The organism is Lentzea atacamensis, assembly GCF_003269295.1.
Lineage (GTDB): Bacteria > Actinomycetota > Actinomycetes > Mycobacteriales > Pseudonocardiaceae > Lentzea > Lentzea atacamensis.
This window is the reverse complement of record NZ_QLTT01000002.1, coordinates 1,135,954-1,155,233: the sequence shown is the minus strand read 5'-3', so window position 1 is coordinate 1,155,233 and position 19,280 is coordinate 1,135,954. Positions and strand designations below refer to the sequence as shown.

Below are 19,280 nucleotides of genomic sequence, written 5' to 3'. Positions count from 1 at the left end.
GAAGCCTCGCTAGCGAGTGGTGACCAGATCACGTGGCGCGGGTGCGGGCCCGGTGGTGCTCGCGAGCTCATCGGGCCGCCTGCGGCGCTTCATCCGGTACGCCAGACCGTGCAGCAGACCCAGCAGCACTGCACCCGCGAGCAACGGGATCCCGTAGGAGAACCCGGGAGGCGAGAACCCGAGTCGCAGCGTCGCGCCGTCGCTGGACTTCGGCAGGTCGACGGTGATGATGCCCATCGGACCGCGCCGCACCGGCACGTCCTTCCCGTCGACAGAGGCGGTCACGCCCGGCCAGGCGAGCGCGGCCAGGGTTACCGTGCCCTCGCCCCGGTAGTGGATCTCCTCGTCCGGGCGTCTCGGTTGCCGGCGGTCGTCGAGAACTTCGAGGCCGGGCGAGGTCCACGACACCCGGCCCTGCGGCCACGGCAGCGGCGCGGCACGGCGGAACACGGTCGCGTGCTCGTCGCGTGAGAGCACCTGCCAGCCGGCGGGCGGCTCGTCGGCTTCCCCGTTGGGCACGAAACCGTTGCGCACCACCACGTTCTGCACTCGCAGCAGGTCGGCGACCGGTACCCCGGTCTCGGGGTCGACCGCGAACAGGCGGTGGAACGCCTCGGGACAGGTAGCGCCGGACGGGTGCATGCACAGGCCGTTGTTGAGGGGCGCGTAACCCATGCCGGTGTAGGAGTTCAGGCTCGTCACCCCGGCGACCTCGTACATGCTGCCGACAAGCATGTCGCGCCACAGACCGTCAGGATGCGTGTGCGGGTCACCCGGCGACACGTGGGACACGGTGAACGTGTTGCCCTCGTACCCCGCGAACCGGTCGCGCAGTTGCTGGACGTTGTGCGGCAACCGATAGGCGGTGAACGACGCGTTGATCGGGTACCAGGTCAGCTGTGCGAAGAGCACCACGGCGGTGCCCAGCGTCAGCACGACGGGCAGCAGTCGTTCCCGGTGCAGGGCGACGAACACCGCGGACGCCGACAGGCCGGCGAGGATCACCGCGGCAGCGGCATGGCGCCCGGCCTGCTCCGGCGTCGCGGAGAAGGCGAGCACGGCCTGGATGCCGATCAGGACCGCGGTACCGAACGCACGACGGCGCACCCGGTCGGCGCGCAGGCCCGCCGAGAGCGCGAGCGCCACGAACACGCACACCGGCAGGTACACGTAGTCCACGACCCGCATGGGCCAGCGGAAGAGCCACACCTGACCGGGACCGGTGGCGAAAAGCGCGTAGCCGACGCAGAACGCGAACAGCGCCAACCTCGCCCGCAGGTTCGCGCGGACCGCGGACCACCGCAGCCACGGCAGCAGTGGCAGGACGAACCAGCCGAGGAACGCGTAGGGGACCATCAGGCGCAGGCCGTTGATCGACGCCTCGTTCGGTGTGTACGTCGGCGAGCTCAGGTTCAGCAGGTCGCCGAGCGCGGCCACCATGAAGCCGGTGTTGGTGATCGACCGGTCGCCGCGGAACGAGACCTCGCCCGCGAGCACGAGCGGGACGTAGACGACCACGGCGGACATCGCGATCGCCACGCCGATCAGCAGCAGTCGCACGCACGACGACCAGCTGCGCTGCACCGCCCGTTCGAAGAGCACGGAGGCCACCACCGCGGCGGCGCCCAACGCGCCGTACGGGCTACCGCAGGTCATCGCCATGATTCCGAAGAACACCGGGACCACCGGGTTCAGCCTGCCGTCCGCGCACTTGCGGGCCGCCCACCACAGGTGCGGGATCCAGGCGAAGGAGATCATGCTGATCGCCCACGCGGAAGCGTCGAAGTACAGCGTGAAGCCCGCGAACGGCAGCAGCACCGCGACCGTCGCCGACGGCCACTGGCGTGCGCCGTACTCGCGGCACAGCAGGTAGACGCCGAGTGCCATCAGCACCATGAACTCGATCTTGACCACTGTGGCGGCCACCGCCACGTCGGGCATCAGCGCGACCAGCACGTGGTTGGCCAGCATGATCGGGTTCCACAGGCTGAGCTGGGCCTCGGCCGCGATGTTGCCGCCGGGCCACATGTCCGGTGAAAGCGCGGGAAACCGCCCGGCCAGCAGCTCGGTGCCGATGTGGTACCAGCCGGGCACGAACACCGCGGCACTGTCATCCCAGAAGTAGAACGTCTGGATGTGGATCAACGGAAACAACGCGAGCACCGTGGTCACCACGCACACCGCGAACGGTGCGCGCACGGTACGAAAACCGCGCGAGAACACAACAGCCCCCAAGTCGAGTCCGAACATTCGATGCGCTCTCGCCCATTCGATGCGCTCTCGCTTATCGGACGTCGATCAAGCTACATGGCTTGACGCGAACGGCGGATCGTCAGTTGAACGGCTCCTTGCCGTCACCGAGCGCCGGAATGACACACGCCAAGGGAGGGCTCAAAACATCGGGCAGCTTTGCAACAATTCCCCGTCACGTGGACACATCAGAATTGCGCTTGTCCGAATTCCACTGCTACGCGGGAAAGGGGCGAGATCGCGTTCGACCAGGGACTGCAACGGTGTGCCGGTGAGCACCACCAGGTGCTCACCGGCAGAGCCTCACCAGGCGTAGGCCTCCGGGGCCGGCTTGGAACCGTTGGGACCGGGCGCCGGGAACAGCTCGTCCAGCTTGCCCAGCACCTCCGCGTCCAGCTTCAACTCCGCGGCGCGCAACGAGCTGTCCAGCTGCTCCGCGGTCCGCGGCCCGATGATCGGCGCCGTCACACCGTCCTGGTGCAACAACCACGCGAGACCGACGTTCGCCGGGTCCTCGCCCAACTCCGCGCAGAGCTTCTCGTAGGCATCGATCGTGTCGCGGTGCTTCTCCAACGCGTCCGCCGCACGACCGGAGGAGCTGCGGGAGCCGCCACCCTCACGCTGCTTGCGCAGAACGCCGCCCAGCAGACCACCGTGCAGCGGTGACCACGGGATCACACCCAGGCCGTAGTGCTTCGCCGCTGGCAGCACCTCCAGCTCCGCCCAGCGGGTCATCAGGTTGTAGATCGACTGCTCGGACACCAGGCCCAGGAACCCGCGGGTCCGGGCGGCCTCCGCGGCCTGGGCGATGTGCCAGCCCGCGAAGTTCGACGAGCCGAAGTAGATGACCTTGCCCTGCTGGCGCAGCACGGAGAAGGCTTCCCAGATCTCGTCCCACGGCGTGTCCCGGTCGACGTGGTGCATCTGGTAGAGGTCGATGTAGTCGGTTTGCAGGCGCTTCAACGAGGCGTCGGCGGCGCGGCGGATGTTCAGCGCCGAGAGCTTGTTGGCGTTGGGCCAGTCCCCCATGCTGCCGTAGAGCTTGGTCGCGATGACCGTCTTTTCGCGACGGTTGCCGCCCTGGGCGAACCAGCGGCCGATGATCTGCTCGGTGACGCCCTCGCCCTGCTTCCAGCCGTAGACGTTGGCCGTGTCGAAGAAGTTCAGGCCGTGTTCGTGGGCGCGGTCCATGATCGCGTGGCTGTCGGCCTCGGACGTCTCGGGACCGAAGTTCATCGTGCCGAGGCACAGGCGGGAGACGGACAGGCCGCTGCGGCCGAGGTGGGTGTACTCCATACCTTCCACCCTGCCTCGCGGGGCGGCATTGTGCCACGTGGAGCTGCTCCAGCTCGCCACAGATTCGACAGTGGTTGACGGCCAGATTTTCTCCCCTGCCGGCGGGAACTCGATGAGAGTCAACACCGGCACGGCGAGCGCACAAACCGAGGCTCGCCACAGTTTTGACAGTATTGAGAACTGAAGTTTCGAACCTGTTATCCGGCCCACATCCCACGTTAGTTTCGTCGTGTTCCCCAGTTCATTCCCTGCCAGGAGGAACCCATGGCACGACTACGGCGTCATGTCGCCATCGCGGCGGCATTCGGCATCGCTTCCACGGCGATGTGGGCGCCTGCCGCGATGGCCGAGGAGGCTGTGCTGCCCGGTGCGGGCGCGCAGGCGGTCGAGGGCAGCTACATCGTGGTGCTCAAGGACGGCGCGCGCACCCCTGCCAGTGCGTTGGCGTCCCACTACCAGGGCTCGGTCAGGCACACCTTCAGCGCAGCGCTGAACGGTTTCTCCGTCACCGGGATGTCCGAGCGCCAGGCCAGGCGGCTCGCGGCCGACCCGGACGTCGAGTTCGTCGAACGCAACACCGTCGCGACGATCCAGGACACCCAGTCGAACCCGACGTGGGGCCTCGACCGGATCGACCAGGCGAATCTTCCGCTGGACCAGAAGTTCACCTACCCGAACACGGCCTCCAACGTGACGGCGTACGTTCTCGACACCGGAATCAGGAAAACGCATTCCGAATTCGAAACCCGCGCGTCAGACGGTTACGACTTCATCGACAACGACGCCGTCGCGCAGGACTGCCAGGGCCACGGCACGCACGTCGCCGGCACGGTCGCGGGCAAGACGTACGGCGTCGCGAAGAAGGCCAAGGTCGTCGGTGTCCGCGTGCTCGGCTGCGACGGCAGCGGCGCTTGGGACGGCATCATCCGCGGCATCGACTGGGTGACGGCGAACGGCAAGAAGCCCGCCGTAGTCAACATGAGCCTCGGTGGCGGCGGTTCCAACAGCTCGCTGGAGAACGCCGTGCGGCGCTCGATCACCGCGGGCTTCACGTACGTGCTCGCGGGCGGTAACAGCGGTCAGGACGCGTGCAACTTCACCCCGGCCCGCACGCCCGAGGCGATCACGGTCGGCGCGTCGGACCGCAACGACAAGCGGTCGATCTACACGTCGGGCTCGTCGAACTGGGGCAGCTGCCTGGACATCTGGGCGCCCGGCAGCGAGATCGTCTCGGCCTCGCACAGCAACGACACCGGCACCCGCTCGATGGGTGGCACGTCGATGGCCTCCCCGCACGTCGCGGGCGCGGCGGCGCTCTACCTGAACGCCAACCCGAACGCGACGCCCGCCCAGGTGCGCGACGCGCTCGTCCGCGCGGCCACGCCGAACAAGCTGACCGACATCAAAACGGGTTCACCGAACCTGCTGCTGAAGGTCTAGCAAGCACGCCGGAACCGGCCTCCCTGCACCGGTGACGGCCATCCTGCGCCCTTGACGCTCCGCCGAATGCGGCTCGGCCGGAACGTCGATCGACTGGGGGCGCGCGCGGTGGGAGTGGGAGCTAGTCCCACTCCCACCGCACTCCATAGATTCCGGGCTTCGAGTTCCGCACGTGGATGTGCGTCGACGCGGTGGTTCCGATCCACAGGTCGTTGAGCGCGGTTTCCGGCTCCTGCAACGACGGCCGGGTGAACGCGTAACACCGCGCGGGCACGGCGTCCGGGTGGAAGTCGATCTGCAGCACGTACTCGCCGACCGGCCGCAGGAACCGTCTGTCGCAGACCTCGCTGTCCGCACCGGGCCGCATCCGCACGCGGTAGTCGACGAGCGCCGTCTCCCCCGCTCTGAGCATCCGGTCGAACAGGATCTCCGCGACGAGGAACCCCGTGGCGTCCTCGCCGCGCACCCGCCCCAGCCGGCACGGCGCACCCGTCTCGATCGACGGCACGCCGAGGTCCGCGGGGTCGGCGAGCTGGATGGCCAGGAACCTGTCGACGCCGTCGTCCAGCGCCTGCACGATGCCGGTGCAGTGCATCTCGACCTCACGCCGGTCCGGCCCGATCACCTGCCGGTCGCGCACGCTGAGGTAGGTCGACGCCGCCGGTGCCCTGTCGATCCGCGCCATGACCTCGCCGAGGTCGGTGGCCCGCGAGTCCCACATGTCCTCCAGGGACATCGCCTGCCCGACCCACCGGCCCCGCGGCCGCTTGTCGCCGAGCCGGTCGGTGAGGAAGCCCTCGCCGAGGTCGAGGAGCTCCTCCAGCGCGGTGACGACCTTCAACGACTCGGGGCGCTCCGGACGGCTGCGGCCGCGGCGCCAGTAGCTGAGCGTCGAGAGGCTCACCTGCATGCCGCGGGCGGCCAGGTGGTGCTGGATGCGTTCGAGGCTGAGACCGCTGTTGTCGACGGCTTTGGTCAGCGCCTCCGCGAAGTCCACCACGCCAGCACCGTACGGCGGCGACACCCTCCGCCAGTAGGCCCACACGGAGGGTCAGAAGCCGCCGGTCTCAAATGGCTCGTTCACCCCGCTGCCACACCGAGTGCGTCAACGGAACGCCCGGCCGGTACGCCAGATGCGTGATCGAAGGCGCGTCCAGAACGTGGAGGTCAGCGCGCGCACCAGGCCTGATGACGCCGACATCGTCGCGACGCAACGCTCGTGCGCCACCCGCAGTTGCCGCCCACACCGCTTCCTCGACGCTCATCCGCATCTGCAGGACCGCTGTCGTCACGCAGAACGCCATCGACGAGGTGTAGGACGAACCGGGGTTGCAGTTGCTGGCGAGCGCGACCGTGGCGCCCGCATCCAGGAGCGCCCGGGCCGGCGGCAGCGACTGGCGGGTCGAGAGGTCGCACGCCGGGAGCAGCGTGGCGACCGTGCCGGACGACGCCAGCGCGTCGATGTCCTGCTGCGACAGGTAGGTGCAGTGGTCGACGGACGCGGCACCGAGCTCCACGGCAAGCCGCACGCCGGGGCCCTCGCCGAGCTGGTTGCCGTGGACGCGCAGGCCGAGGCCCTTGTCCTTGGCGGCGACGAGCACCGCCTTCGACTGGTCGTAGTCGAAGGCGCCCTTCTCGCAGAAGACGTCCGCCCAGCGCACGAGAGGCGCGACGGCGTCGAGCATCTCGCCGCGGACCAGGTCGACGTAGGTGTCCGCGTCCTCGCCGGGCGGGACGAGGTGCGCGCCGAGGAACGTGACCTCGTCGACGTGCTCGGCGGCGATGCGGGCCGAGCGCACCTCGTCGGCGACGTTCAGGCCGTAGCCGGTCTTGGTCTCCACGAACGTGGTGCCCTGCTTCAACGCCTCGGCGACGTGCTTGCGGACGACCTCCGCCAGTTCGGCGTCGGTGGCCTGCCTGGTCGCGTTGACGGTGACGGCGATACCGCCCGCGGTGTAGGGCTTTCCGGCCATGCGGGCGGCGAACTCGGCGGTGCGGTCACCCGCGAAGACCAGGTGGGTGTGGCTGTCGACCCAGCCGGGCAGCACCGCGCGGCCTTCGACGTCGATCCGTTCGTCAGCGGGCGGAGCGCTGGACGCCTGTCCCACCCAGGCGATCTGCTCACCGTCGACGATCAGCGCGTCGCCGGCCGCCTCGCTGTTCGTCGTCAGCTCACCGATGCCGGTGATCAGCACGCTCATGCCCACAGCTCCTCGATCGCGTCCGCCAGCAGCCTGCCGACGTCTCCCAGAGTCTCGTGCACTCCTCCGGAGGCGACCACCCGGCCGCCGACCACCACGGTGTCCACATCGGACGCCGTCGCCGACAGGAACACCTGCTGCGGCAACGAACCCGCGGTGCGCGGTGTCGAGCAGCTGATCGCCACGAGGTCGCACGGCGCGCCCGGCTCGATGCGTCCCGCCTCCGGCCGGCCCAGTGCGGAGTGCCGGGTGGCGGTTTCGAGCAGTTCCTGCGGCGAGAACCGGCCGCGTTGGCCCGTGCGGAGGCGCTCGTTGTGTTCCAGCGCACGGGTTTCCAGCAACGGGTCGATGACCGCGTGCTGGTCGCTGCCCAGCGAGATGGGGCTCCCCGCGTCCGCGAGCTCGCGGGCCGGGCCGATGCCGTCGGCCAGGTCGGCCTCGGTGGTCGGGCAGAAGCACGCACCAGTGCCGGACTCGCCGAGCAGCGCGATGTCCTCCGGCGTCAGGTGAGTGGCGTGCACCGCCGTGGTGCGCGGCGACAGGGCTCCGGCCTCGTTCAGCAGCCCGGCCGGAGTGAGGCCGTAGGCGGCGAGGCACGCCTCGTTCTCCGCGGGCTGCTCGGAGAGGTGGACGTGCAGCGGCGCGTCCGGAAACGCCTGTGCCACCACGCGCAGTTCGTCGCGTGGGACCGCGCGAACGGAGTGGATCGCGGCGCCGACCCGCATCACGTCGTCGGACTTGAGCTCACCCACCCGGCTCGCCCACGCTTCGGCCGTGCCGTCGGAGAAGCGTTGCTGCACCTCGTTGAGCGGCTGGTCGATGCCGCCCGCGAGGTAGCAGGTGTCGAGCAGGGTGAGGCGAATGCCCGCGTCCTTCGCCGCCTCGCGCAGCGCGTGGCCGAACTCGTTCGACCTGTCGTGCACGTAGTGGAACTCGCCGACGGCTGACACGCCGGCGAGCGCCATCTCACCGTAGACCGCACGGGCCAGGCGGTAGTACGACTGCGGGGTCAGCTTCGACGCGAGCGCGTACATGCCCTCGCGCCACGTCCAGAACGTGCCGCCACCGTCGTGCGTGCGACCTCTGAGCGCGCGGTGGAACGCGTGCGAGTGGGCGTTGGCGAAGCCCGGCACGACGACGCCGTACAGCCGCCGCACGCCCAGCGGAATGGTGTCCACTGTGGACACGCTCGCGATCCTGCCGTCCTCGACCCTGATCAGCACGCGTTCGGCGAGCCCGCCGGGCAGCCAGGCCCGCTCGCACCAGAAGTTCATGAGCCGAGGTGTTCGAGCGTCGCGGCCAGCGCCTTGACGCCCTCGTCGACGTCGGCCTGCTCGGCGAACTCCTCCGGCGCGTGGCTCACGCCGGTGGGGTTGCGCACGAACAGCATCGCGGTCGGCACGTGCGCGGCGAGGATGCCCGCGTCGTGCCCCGCACCGGTCGGCAACGCCGGAACACCGCCGAGCGCTCCCGCGATGTCGTCGCGCAGCCGGCTGTCGAAGTACACCGTGTCGCCGTACGACTCCTCGGTGATGACCACTTCGCACCCTTCTTCCTCAGCAGCCTTGTGGGCTGCCTCGGAGATCTCCGCGACCATGGCACGGGTACGCGCGTCATCGGTGTCGCGCGCATCCAGCCAGACGTCCACAGTGGACGCGATGACGTTGGTGCCACCGGGGTTGGGGACGAGCCTCCCCACGGTGGCACGCCCGCCGTCCCTGGCAGCCTTGCGGGCTGCCAGGACGAGTTGTGACGCCGGGAGCATCGGGTCCCTGCGGTCCTCGATCAGGGTGGCGCCGGCGTGGTTGCCCTCGCCGCTGAACGTGAAGCGCCACCGGCCGTGCGCCAGGATGCTGGACGCTACGCCGACCGGGACCGTCAGGCCGCGACCCTGCTCGACGTGGAGCTCGACGAACTGGCCGATGCGGCCCAGGGTCCTCGCGTCCTCGCCGACCAGGTCCGGGTCGTAGCCGGCGGCCTTCATGGCCTCGGCGAGCGTGATGCCGTCCGGGTCCCTGAGGTTGAGCGCCTTGCCGGCCTCGATCGCACCGGTGAGGAGGCGGGAGCCCAGGCACGCGACACCGAACCGGCCGCCCTCCTCCTCGGCGAAGACCGCGATGGCGAACGGCCTGCCGGGCGTGAACCCCTTGGCCTGCAGCAGATCGACGGCTTCCAGGGCGCTCGTGACGCCGAGCGGGCCGTCGAAGGCGCCACCGCCGGGAACGGAGTCCAGGTGGCTTCCGGTGACGAGCGCGTTGTCGCCGCGCTCGCCCCACCAGGCCCAGAGGTTGCCGTTCTGATCGGTCTCGACGTTCAGGCCGCGTTTGACGGCCTGCTCGACGAACCAGTGCCGGAGCTCCAGTTCGGGCTTGGCGTAGGCGTGGCGGGAGTAGCCACCGCGCTTGAGGTCTCGCCCCACGTCCGCGATCTGGTCGAGCATCAGCCCTCCATCGGGATGCGCACGCCCTTGGCGGAAGCCACGGTCCTGGCCTCGTCGTACCCGGCGTCGACGTGCCGGATGACACCCATCCCGGGGTCGTTGGTCAGCACGCGCTCGATCTTCTGCGCGGCCAGCTCGGTGCCGTCCGCGACCGTGACCTGACCGGCGTGGATCGAACGCCCGATGCCCACACCACCACCGTGGTGAATCGACACCCACGTCGCACCCGAGGCCGTGTTGACCAGGGCGTTGAGCAGCGGCCAGTCGGCGATCGCGTCGGACCCGTCGGCCATCGCCTCGGTCTCGCGGTACGGCGAGGCCACGGAGCCGCAGTCGAGGTGGTCGCGACCGATCACGATCGGCGCGGACAGCTCGCCGGAGGCGACCATCTCGTTGAACTTCAGGCCGGCCAGATGCCGCTCGCCGTAGCCGAGCCAGCAGATGCGCGCGGGCAGGCCCTGGAACTCGACGCGCTCGCCCGCCATCTTGATCCAGCGGGCGAGCTGCTCGTTCTCCGGGAAGAGCTCGAGGATCGCGCGGTCCGTGGCAGCGATGTCGGCCGGGTCGCCGGACAGCGCCGCCCAGCGGAACGGGCCCTTGCCCTCGCAGAACAGCGGCCGGATGTACGCGGGCACGAAGCCGGGGAACGCGAACGCGCGGTCGTAGCCGCCGAGCTGGGCCTCGCCGCGGATCGAGTTGCCGTAGTCGAACACCTCGGCGCCGCGATCCATGAACCCGACCATCGCCTCGACGTGCGTGGCCATCGACGCCCGCGCCCGCTCGGTGAACTCCTCCGGCTTGGAGGCGGCGTAGTCCTGCCAGTCCTCCAGGGCGACACCGATCGGCAGGTACGCCAACGGGTCGTGCGCGGAGGTCTGGTCCGTCACGATGTCGACCGCGACCTCGCGACGCAGCAGCTCGGGCAGGATCTCCGCCGCGTTGCCCACTACACCGACGGAAACGGCCTCACCGGCAGCCTTCGCGGCGAGCACGCGCTCAACAGCGGAGTCGAGATCCGCAGCCACCTCGTCCAGGTAGCGGGTCTCCAGGCGACGCTGGGCGCGGTGCGGGTCGACCTCGATGCACAGCGCGACACCCTCGTTCATCGTCACGGCGAGCGGCTGCGCGCCACCCATGCCGCCGAGTCCCGCGGTGACCGTCAACGTGCCCTTCAGCGTGCCGTTGAAGCGCTTGTTCGCGACCGCGGCGAACGTCTCGTAGGTGCCCTGCAGGATGCCCTGGGTCCCGATGTAGATCCACGAACCGGCGGTCATCTGCCCGTACATCGTGAGGCCCTCGGCCTCCAGGCGGCGGAACTCGGGCCAGTTCGCCCAGTCCGGCACCAGGTTCGAGTTCGCGATCAGCACGCGCGGCGCCCATTCGTGCGTGCGCATGACGCCGACCGGACGGCCGGACTGCACGAGCAGCGTCTCGTCGGCCTCCAGCGCGGCGAGCTCGCGGGAAATCGCCTCGAACGACGGCCAGTCGCGGGCGGCCTTGCCGGTGCCGCCGTAGACGACGAGGTCCTCGGGGCGCTCGGCGACGTCGGGGTCGAGGTTGTTGTGGAACATCCGCAGCGCGGCCTCGGTCGACCACTGCTTCGCGGTCAGCGACGTACCTCGATCAGCGCGAACAACCATTACAGGGCTCCACTTCGAATCAGGGCCTCGGCGGCGGCGATCTCCGGTGCGAGGTGGCGGTCCGGGCCGGGGCCCTGGACCGTCTCGCGGAGCTTCGCCACGGCGGCGGCCGTCGCGGGGGCGGGCTTGAGGGGCGCGCGCAGGTCGAGAGCACGCGCGGCGGTGAGCAGTTCGATGGCCAGCACGGTGGTCAGGCCGTCCACGGCCTTGCGCAGCTTGCGGGCTGCGGACCAGCCCATCGACACGTGGTCCTCCTGCATCGCGGAGGACGGGATCGAGTCGACGGACGCCGGCACGGCCAGGCGCTTGAGCTCGGAGACGATCGCCGCCTGGGTGTACTGGGCGATCATGTGGCCGGAGTCGACGCCGGGGTCGTCGGCGAGGAACGGCGGCAGGCCGTGCGAACGCGAGACGTCGAGCATGCGGTCCGTGCGGCGTTCGGCGATGGAGGCCACGTCCGCGAGCGGGATGGCGAGGAAGTCCAGCGCGTAGGCGACCGGGGCACCGTGGAAGTTGCCGTTCGACTCGACCCGGCCGTCCGCCAGCACGACGGGGTTGTCGATCACCGACGACAGCTCGCGGTCGGCCACCGTCGCCGCGTACGCGACCGTGTCGCGGGCCGCGCCGTGCACCTGCGGGGAGCAGCGCAGCGAGTACGCGTCCTGCACGCGAGTGCAGTCGGGACCGCGGTGCGAGGCGACGATCTCGGAGTCGCGCAGGAACGCGAGCATCCGCGCGGCGGAGACGGCCTGGCCGGGGTGCGGGCGCAGCGCGTGCAGCTCCGGTTCGAAGACCCGATCCGTGCCGAGCAGTGCCTCGACGCTCATCGCGGCGGTGAGGTCGGCGATGTCGAGCAGCCTGGTGAGGTCCGCGATCGCCAGCGACAGCATGCCGAGCATGCCGTCGGTGCCGTTGATCAGCGCGAGGCCTTCCTTCTCCGCCAGCTGCACCGGTTCGATGCCGGCTTCGGCGAGTGCCTCGGCTGCGGGGACGAGCTCGTCGCGGGCGTTGCGGACCATGCCCTCGCCCATCAACGCGAGCGCGCTGGCCGACAGCGGGGCCAGGTCGCCGGAGCAGCCCAGCGAGCCGAACTCGTGCACCACCGGGGTGATGCCGGCGTTCAGCATGCCCGCCATGGCGTCCACAGTGGACAGCCGGACGCCGGTGTGGCCGGTCGCGAGGGTGCGCAGCCGCAGCAGCATCAGCGCCCGGACGACCTCGCGCTCGACCTCGGGACCGGAACCGGCGGCGTGCGAGCGGATCAGCGACCGCTGCAGCTGGGCACGGCGGTCCGGCGGGATGTGCCGGACGGCTAGCGCGCCGAACCCGGTCGAGACGCCGTAGGTGGGGCGTTCGGCCGTGGCGAGCTGTTCGATGTGGCCGCGGGCGGTGGTGACCGCCTCACGGGCCGCCTCGGTGATCACCACCGGGGCTCCGTCGCGGGCGACGGCGTGCACGTCCTCGAGGGTCAGTGGCTTGGGACCCAGCTCCACCGGTTGTCGCATGCAGACATCACAGCGCTCCAGGGCCGACTCAGCGACCCCGGAGCGCTCGATCGTGTCTGGGATGCCAGACGTCCTACTTCTTGCGGATCCAGCCGGTGTCGAGGTCCGGTGCGATCTCGACGTCGTTGACCGTCGCCACCAGGTCGTCGACCGTCTTGCCCTGCTCGGTGCTCATCGCGGCGATCCAGAGACCGCCCTCCTGGACCAGCACCTCGCGGCCCTCGAGAAGGACGCCCTGCTTGCCGCGGACCGTCACCGGGGCGGTCTGCTTGCCGCTGAGGTCAGGCGCGCGGGAGAACACCGTCACGTCGACGGGAGCGGGCGAAAGCTGCGCGGTCCAGTCGTCGGGACTGGTGCCGTGGAATGCGTTGGCGTGCTTGTCCTTCACCTTGAACGGTGCCTGGTAGACCGCGTTCGAGTCCGCACGGACGGAGTCGGCGACGCGCAGAGCGGTCTCCCTCAGACCGTCCAGGCCGCTCACCCGGACGACCAGCGTGACCTGCGCCTTCCACTCGACGACCGCTTGGCCGGCGAACTCCTTGACGCGGGCCTTCAGCCCTCGGACCGTGGCGTCCTGCCATCCGTCCGGGCCGTCCGCGTGGTTCGTACCGCTGCTGAGCTGCACCCGCGGCCCATCACCGCTCAGGGGGTTCGCGGTGGCGTCCGACAGCATCCAGACGCGCGTGGTGCCGTCGTTGTCCGCGGCGCGAAAGGTCTCGACGAACCCGTCCGGCAGCCAGTGCGGCACGTACTTGAGCGCGACGTTCTGGCCGTTGCCCGACATGAGCACGGCGGCCGCGTCGTTACCGCGCGGCGGCGTGTACTTGTCGCTGGCGATGACGCCCGCGAAGATCAGGACTGCGACGGCGGCCATTCCGGCGGTCGCGATGAGGAAGACGTTGCGGTGGTGCCTTTTGCGCTTGCGCCGCAGGGCGTTGAGCGTCGGCCCCGGGTGCGGAGTGCGTTCGGCGACCTTGCCGAGCGCCTCCTTGATGAGCTGTTCGGTGTCGTTCACGACAGGCCCTCCCCGAGCCGCAACCCGACACCTGCGGGCTCCGGCGTGTGGTCCAGGCGGAGTGTGGCCAGCGCACGCGAGATGTGGCTGCGCACGGTTCCCTCGGCACAACCGAGCATCTGTGCGATCTCCGAGTCCTCGTAGTTCTCGTAGTAGCGGAGCACGATCGCGGCCCGCTGTTTGCGGGGCAGCTTGGCGATCCGCTGCAACATGGCTTCGCGCTCGTCGAAGTGGTGCGTCGTGTCTCCGACGGGCGGTGTGACGGACTCCAGCGTCGTCATGCAGAGAGCGACGTCCTTGGCGGCCCTGCGTCTGCGCCACGAGAGGTACTCGTTGGTCACCATGCGCTTGACGTAGGCGTGAGGGAGGTCGACTGAACCGATGCGATCCCACTTCTGCTGCGCGCGCAGCAGCACTTCCTGGACCACGTCCTGGGCCAGGTGCGGGTCACACGTGAGCACGGTGGCGTAGCGCAGCAACGGGGTCACCTGTTCTGCCACGAAGTCATCGAAACTCGGTGTCAATCCCGACCCCCTTCAAAACCGTCACACCACTCCAACGCACGTGCGGCCTGTTCTGTTGAGTGTGCACTGATGGACGAACGGCGTGGGCTGGATCACGTGGGAAAATCACTGTTGTGGGCAGCAGCAGTGACGTTCCCGCGCTGCGGCGAGGGCTCGCGGTCCTTCGGCTGCTGGCGGGCAGACCAGGTCCAGTCTCCGCGGCGTCGGTGGCGCGCGAGCTGAATCTGCCCAGGTCAACGACCTATCACCTGCTGTCGGAGCTGACCGAGGCCGGCTTCGCGACGCACTTCCCGGAGGAGAAGCGGTACGGCCTGGGCGTCGCGTCGTTCGAGCTCGGGTCCGCCTACCTGCGCCACGATCCGCTGGAACGGCTGGCCCGCCCACTGCTGCGCAAGCTCGCCGATCGGATGGAGAAGGTCGCTCATCTGGGTGTGCTGCACGGCGCAGAAGCGCTGTACCTGGTGCGCGAGCAGCCGCGGCAGCCGCAGACGATCGTGTCCGACGTCGGCGTGCGCCTGCCGGCGCATCTGACCGCTTCCGGCCGCGCGATGCTGGCGCACGTGCCCCCGGCACAGGTCAGGGCGCTGTTCCCGTCGGTCGCGTCGTTCGTCGACCGGACCGGGCGCGGACCGCACAACCTGCCGGCGCTGCGCCGGCTGCTGACCGCGGAGCGCCGGCAGGGCTGGGCGGTCGAGGACGGGTTCGTGACGGTTGGGTTCGCGTCCGTGGCCGCGCCGGTGTTCGACCACGGCGAGCGGCCGATCGCGGCCATCACGCTGACGTTCCGGCACGTCTGCGACACACCGTGCGGGCAGGCGTGGCCAGAGCTCGCCAAGGAGGTCCGCAAGGCCGCCGAGGAGCTCACGGCACGCATCGGCGGTCACGCCGCCACTTAGTAGCCATGTACATAGTAGTCATGTACTGTATCTGTCATGAGCAGTGCAGAACCGACGCCTGGGCACCTCGTGTGGCGGTTGGCGATGAAGTGGCGGACGGCCGTTGACCGCGCGTTGGATCCCCTCGGGCTGACGCACGCGCAGTACGTCGTGCTGGCGTCGTTGCTGGCCCTGGACCGGCCGTCGCAACGCGAACTGGCCGACCACACCGGCCTTGAACCTCTGTACGTCTCGAAGCTGGCGCGCGCGCTCGAAGCATCGGAGTTGATCTCGCGCACCCGCGACACCGTGGACACCCGGACCGTGCGGCTGGAGCTGACCGAGCGCGGACGCTCGACGGTCGAGCCCGCCGTGGCCCTGGTCAGTTCGTTGCTGGACCGCCTGCTCGCGCCCCTCGGTGAGCGCACCGGCGCCTTCTCCCGCGAGCTGACCGAGCTGCTCGCCGTCCCTCTCGACTAAGGACTTCCTGTCATGCCCGTGGTCCCTGTTCTCGACTCGACCATGCACTACGAGCAGTCCGGCTCAGCGCCGTTCGTGTTCCTGCACGGCAACCCCGGCTCGTCGTTCAGCTGGCGCAACGTGCTGCCGGAGCTGGGCGGCCTGGCTCCCGACCTGATCGGCATGGGCCGCTCCGGCAAGCCGGACATCTCGTACTCGTTCGCCGATCACGCCCGCTATCTCGACGCGTGGTTCGACGCCCTCGGCCTGGACCGCGTGGTGCTCGTCGGCCACGACTGGGGTGGTGCGCTGGCGTTCGACTGGGCGGCCCGGAATCCGTCGCGTGTCGCGGGCATCGCGTTCTTCGAGACGATCGTGAAGCCCATGAACGGCTCGGAACTGCCTCTGCCCGCACAGGAACGGGTGCGCAAGTTCCGCACGCCGGGGCTGGGTGAGTCGCTGGTTCTGGAGGGTGACGGGTTCGTGCGGCAGGCGTACACCGGTGGTGTGCTGACACCGGTGGCGGAGCCGGACCTGGCGGCTCACCTGGCACCGTTCCCCGACGCGGCGAGCAGGCGGCCCGTGCTCGCGTGGGCGCGGCAGATGCCGTTCGACGGCGCGCCGGCCGAGCTGATCGGGCGCATCGAGGCCTACGACGCGTGGCTTGCTGTTTCCGAGGTGCCGAAGCTTCTGCTGACCTTCGAAAACGCGCCGACGTTGCTCATCGGGCCGCAGTTGCGCACGTGGTGCGAAGCGAACATCGCAGCGCTCGAGGTCGTCGCCGCTGGTGAGGCCGGGCATCACGCGCAGGAGGACCGGCCGGAGGAGATCGTGGCGGGGATCGCGGCTTGGGCGGAGCGCCACGGCCTGGTTGCATAGCGTGCATGGGGGTAACAGTCGAGAGGTTCGATCCAGCACACGCGTCCGAGGCCGGACTCCTTGCGTTCCACGAGGTCGTGTCCGGCAGTCCGCGCAAGGCCTTCCAACGGGACACCTCCGTGGTGCCGGCGCGGGTCGACCACTCGATCGGCTACGAGACGGTCAGCGTCATGATCGCCGTGAGCGCGCCGACCGCGGAGGTGCGGGCGTGATCGAGGAACTGGACTTCGCGTCCGCATCCCCGGAAGACCGGCACGGGCTCTACGAGGTCGCGTCGGCATGGGCGGCGGAGGACGAACCGAACCGCGACCCGGCGCCCGTCGAGGCCTACATCGCCATGTGGGAGTCCCGCAACGACCTCGGTTTCGAGCCCGCGCGGTTCGTCGTCGCACGGGAGAACGGGAAGATCGTCGGCTACGCGCAGGCCGAGATCTCCAAGGCCGAGGCGAACGCGCACCTCGCGCTCGTCACCGTCGTGGTGCTGCCGCGGTACCGCCGCCGTGGCATCGGCACCGCACTGCTCCACGCCGCACAGTCGTTGCTGAACGGGCAGACCGTCATCGAGTCGTGGAGCGTCGGCGAGGGCGATCCGGGCGAGCACTTCGCCGCCGCTCGGGGGTTCCGGACGGTCACGTCCATGACGAGACAGCGGCTGCGGCTCACCGAACTGCCGGAGGTGGGCGAACTACCGGACGGGTACGAGCTGGTGACGTGGAAGGGCGCGGCGCCGGAGGAGTTCGTCGGGGCGTACGTCGAAGGGCTCAACTCGCTCGCCGACGCACCGTTCGGCGAGACGGCGCTCGACCACGCGCACAACACGGTCGAAAGCATCCGGGAAGAAGAGGCCGAGGCGCTCTCGGACCGCTGGGTCGTGCTCCTGCTGCACAAGGGCGAACTCGCCGGAGTCACCGTGGTGGAACGGAACTCCGTCAAGCCCGACATCGCCGAGCAACAGCACACGGTCGTGCTGCCGGCCCACCGCGGCAAAGGACTCGGCCGGCTGATCAAGTCGCACATGCTGCACGAACTGGACGGCGTCGAAACCATCTACACGCGCACCAGCAGCGAGAACGAACACATGCTCCGCGTGAACCACTCGCTCGGCTACACCGACCTCTACACGTACATGGCCGTGCAGAAGAAGATCGCTGACCTGCAGCCCTGAGACGGCCGCAGGTCAGCGATCAGCACGTGGTCAGATGCCCGACGAGGCGAGCCATTCCTTGGCGACCTTGTCGGGCTCCGGCTTCTCCGGCGCCGCGAGCTTCTGGTTCAGCTCCAGCAAGGTCTTCGTGTCGAGCTTCTTCGAGATGGCGTTGAGGGTGTCGCGAACCTGCTGCGACGCCTTCTTCTCGTTGATGAGCGGCAGCACGTTCTGCGCGGCGAACACGTTCTTCGGGTCTTCCAGCACCACGAACTCGTTGGCCTTGATGGCGTAGTCCGTCGTGAAGAGGTCGGCTGCCTGGACGGTGTTGTCCTTCAGACCCGCGACGGTCAGCGGGCCGCCGACGTCGAGCGCCTTGAACTCCTTGAACTCGCAGTTGTACTTGGCCTTCAGACCGGGCAGGCCGTCGGGGCGGTTCTGGAACTCCGGCGGGCCGCCGAAGACGAGCTCCTTGCAGTACGGCACGAGGTCGTCGATCGTCTTGAGGCTGTACTGGGCGGCCACCTGCTTGGTGACGACGACCGCGTCCTTGTCCTCGGCCGAGGACTTCTCGAGCACGATGAGGCCCTGCGGCAGCGCCTTCTTGAGCGCCGCGTAGACCTCGTCGGAGCCGACCTCGGGTGCTTCCTTGTTGACGTGCTTGAGAAGCACGCCCGAGTACTCGGGGATCAGGTCGATCGAGCCGTCCTGCACGCCCTTGAAGTACAGCTCGCGGTTGCCGATGTTCATCTTCTTGGAGACCTTGATCCCCTTGCCCGCCAACGCTTCCGCGTAGATCTCGGCGAGCAGGCGCGACTCCGGGAAGTTCGCGGAGCCCACGACGATGGTGTCCGTCGGGGCCGGGTTGTTGCCGCCGCCGTTCGACAGCGGGTCACCACCGCACGCCGACAAAACCATGACCGCGGCAACGGCCGTGGCGATGCGCTTCATCTCTTTCCTCCGGTTCCCACTGGACGCAGCCCTGGCGAGACCGTCAGCCGTTGCAGGCCGGCGAACCCCAGGTCGACGAGAACGGCTAGCAGTGCCACGAGCACCGCGCCGGCGAGCATCTGTCCGAACTCCTGCAGGGCGAGGCCGTCGAAGACGAGCCTGCCGAGACCACCGGCGCCGGTGTAGGCGGCGATGGTGGCGGTCGCGACCACCTGCAGCGCGGCGCCGCGGAAACCGCCGTAGATCAACGGAAGCGCGTTCGGGATCTCCACCCTCAGCAGCACACCCGACTCGCGCATGCCGACACCCCGTGCCGCGTCTACCGTCACCGGGTCGACCGCGCGGATGCCGGCGTAGGTGCCCGCCATGATCGGCGGGATCGCCAGCAGAACCAGGGCGACGTACACCGGGAAGTCGCCGAGGCCCGCCCACAGCACCACGAGGATCAGCACCGCCGTGGTCGGCAGGGCCCTCAGGGCGTTGGAGAGTCCGACGACGACGAACCCGCCCCTGCCGGTGTGGCCGACGAACGCGCCGAGCGGGATCGCGATCGCCGCGGCGATCAGCAGGGTGACGAACGTGTAGAGCAGGTGTTCCAGCAACCGCACCGGAATCCCGGTCGTGCCGGACCAGTGCGCGGGGTCGAAGAGCCAGCCCATCA

General features: G+C 69.4%; 18 protein-coding genes. 6 read left to right on the top strand and 12 right to left on the bottom strand.

Translation table 11 applies throughout. From position 1 onward, the window contains the following. Nucleotides 1-9: 9 nt before the first annotated feature. Nucleotides 10-2,199 carry a hypothetical protein gene (locus C8D87_RS14715; RefSeq protein ID WP_146771706.1) on the bottom strand — a complete coding sequence of 730 codons (2,190 nt, stop codon included), beginning with the start codon at nucleotides 2,197-2,199 and terminating at the stop codon, nucleotides 10-12. A gap of 354 nt (nucleotides 2,200-2,553) precedes the next feature. After that, nucleotides 2,554-3,546, bottom strand: a complete 993-nt coding sequence (locus tag C8D87_RS14710) for an aldo/keto reductase (protein WP_112226971.1) — start codon at nucleotides 3,544-3,546, stop codon at nucleotides 2,554-2,556. Between the two features lie 264 nt (nucleotides 3,547-3,810). On the opposite strand from C8D87_RS14710, the gene C8D87_RS14705 reads away from it, so the two are divergent. Then, a complete protein-coding gene (locus tag C8D87_RS14705; RefSeq protein ID WP_112226970.1) occupies nucleotides 3,811-4,986 on the top strand; it encodes a S8 family peptidase in 1,176 nt (391 codons plus the stop codon). Nucleotides 4,987-5,107: 121 nt separating this feature from the next. On the opposite strand, the gene C8D87_RS14700 is transcribed toward C8D87_RS14705, so the two are convergent. The 8 genes from C8D87_RS14700 to C8D87_RS14665 form a co-directional block, all read right to left on the bottom strand. Beyond that, the gene (locus tag C8D87_RS14700; protein WP_146231714.1) at nucleotides 5,108-5,986 is read right to left on the bottom strand and encodes a hypothetical protein; all 879 of its coding nucleotides are present in this window, start codon (nucleotides 5,984-5,986) and stop codon (nucleotides 5,108-5,110) included. A 67-nt stretch (nucleotides 5,987-6,053) separates the two neighbouring features. Then, the gene (gene hutI, locus C8D87_RS14695; protein WP_112227095.1) at nucleotides 6,054-7,187 is read right to left on the bottom strand and encodes an imidazolonepropionase; all 1,134 of its coding nucleotides are present in this window, start codon (nucleotides 7,185-7,187) and stop codon (nucleotides 6,054-6,056) included. Next, nucleotides 7,184-8,461: a formimidoylglutamate deiminase gene (locus tag C8D87_RS14690; protein ID WP_112226969.1), complete on the bottom strand. Its 1,278-nt coding sequence runs from the start codon at nucleotides 8,459-8,461 to the stop codon at nucleotides 7,184-7,186. The genes hutI and C8D87_RS14690 overlap by 4 nt, the downstream gene beginning before the upstream one ends. Continuing rightward, nucleotides 8,458-9,627 carry an allantoate amidohydrolase gene (locus tag C8D87_RS14685; RefSeq protein ID WP_112226968.1) on the bottom strand — a complete coding sequence of 390 codons (1,170 nt, stop codon included), beginning with the start codon at nucleotides 9,625-9,627 and terminating at the stop codon, nucleotides 8,458-8,460. The genes C8D87_RS14690 and C8D87_RS14685 overlap by 4 nt, the downstream gene beginning before the upstream one ends. Then, nucleotides 9,627-11,267, bottom strand: a complete 1,641-nt coding sequence (gene hutU, locus C8D87_RS14680) for a urocanate hydratase (protein WP_112226967.1) — start codon at nucleotides 11,265-11,267, stop codon at nucleotides 9,627-9,629. Before hutU ends, C8D87_RS14685 begins: the two co-directional genes overlap by 1 nt. Beyond that, nucleotides 11,267-12,772 (bottom strand): histidine ammonia-lyase, encoded by a 1,506-nt coding sequence (hutH, locus tag C8D87_RS14675; protein ID WP_112226966.1) that lies wholly within the window; start codon nucleotides 12,770-12,772, stop codon nucleotides 11,267-11,269. The genes hutU and hutH overlap by 1 nt, the downstream gene beginning before the upstream one ends. A 73-nt stretch (nucleotides 12,773-12,845) precedes the next feature. Continuing rightward, entirely contained in the window at nucleotides 12,846-13,787 is a 942-nt protein-coding gene (locus C8D87_RS14670) for a hypothetical protein (RefSeq protein ID WP_112226965.1), read from the bottom strand. Beyond that, nucleotides 13,784-14,311, bottom strand: a complete 528-nt coding sequence (locus tag C8D87_RS14665) for a SigE family RNA polymerase sigma factor (protein WP_109639278.1) — start codon at nucleotides 14,309-14,311, stop codon at nucleotides 13,784-13,786. The genes C8D87_RS14670 and C8D87_RS14665 overlap by 4 nt, the downstream gene beginning before the upstream one ends. A gap of 113 nt (nucleotides 14,312-14,424) precedes the next feature. On the opposite strand from C8D87_RS14665, the gene C8D87_RS14660 reads away from it, so the two are divergent. Genes C8D87_RS14660 through C8D87_RS14640 form a run of 5 tightly spaced genes read left to right on the top strand, consistent with a single transcriptional unit; the run spans nucleotide 14,425 to nucleotide 17,689 of the window. After that, nucleotides 14,425-15,207, top strand: coding sequence for an IclR family transcriptional regulator (locus tag C8D87_RS14660; RefSeq protein ID WP_109639277.1), 783 nt, complete (start codon nucleotides 14,425-14,427; stop codon nucleotides 15,205-15,207). Nucleotides 15,208-15,243: 36 nt separating this feature from the next. Beyond that, nucleotides 15,244-15,666: a MarR family winged helix-turn-helix transcriptional regulator gene (locus C8D87_RS14655; RefSeq protein ID WP_112226964.1), complete on the top strand. Its 423-nt coding sequence runs from the start codon at nucleotides 15,244-15,246 to the stop codon at nucleotides 15,664-15,666. A 12-nt stretch (nucleotides 15,667-15,678) separates the two neighbouring features. Next, on the top strand, nucleotides 15,679-16,524 hold the full coding sequence (locus C8D87_RS14650; protein ID WP_112226963.1) for a haloalkane dehalogenase: 846 nt from the start codon (nucleotides 15,679-15,681) through the stop codon (nucleotides 16,522-16,524). A gap of 5 nt (nucleotides 16,525-16,529) precedes the next feature. After that, nucleotides 16,530-16,736, top strand: a complete 207-nt coding sequence (locus C8D87_RS14645) for a hypothetical protein (RefSeq protein ID WP_109639274.1) — start codon at nucleotides 16,530-16,532, stop codon at nucleotides 16,734-16,736. After that, nucleotides 16,733-17,689 carry a GNAT family N-acetyltransferase gene (locus C8D87_RS14640; RefSeq protein WP_109639273.1) on the top strand — a complete coding sequence of 319 codons (957 nt, stop codon included), beginning with the start codon at nucleotides 16,733-16,735 and terminating at the stop codon, nucleotides 17,687-17,689. Before C8D87_RS14645 ends, C8D87_RS14640 begins: the two co-directional genes overlap by 4 nt. A gap of 30 nt (nucleotides 17,690-17,719) precedes the next feature. Here the strand turns inward: C8D87_RS14640 and C8D87_RS14635 are convergent, their stop codons facing one another. After that, nucleotides 17,720-18,619, bottom strand: a complete 900-nt coding sequence (locus tag C8D87_RS14635; RefSeq protein ID WP_112226962.1) for an ABC transporter substrate-binding protein — start codon at nucleotides 18,617-18,619, stop codon at nucleotides 17,720-17,722. Continuing rightward, complete coding sequence (locus tag C8D87_RS14630; RefSeq protein WP_109639271.1) at nucleotides 18,616-19,278, bottom strand: ABC transporter permease; 663 nt, start codon at nucleotides 19,276-19,278, stop codon at nucleotides 18,616-18,618. The genes C8D87_RS14635 and C8D87_RS14630 overlap by 4 nt, the downstream gene beginning before the upstream one ends. Nucleotides 19,279-19,280: the final 2 nt, after the last annotated feature.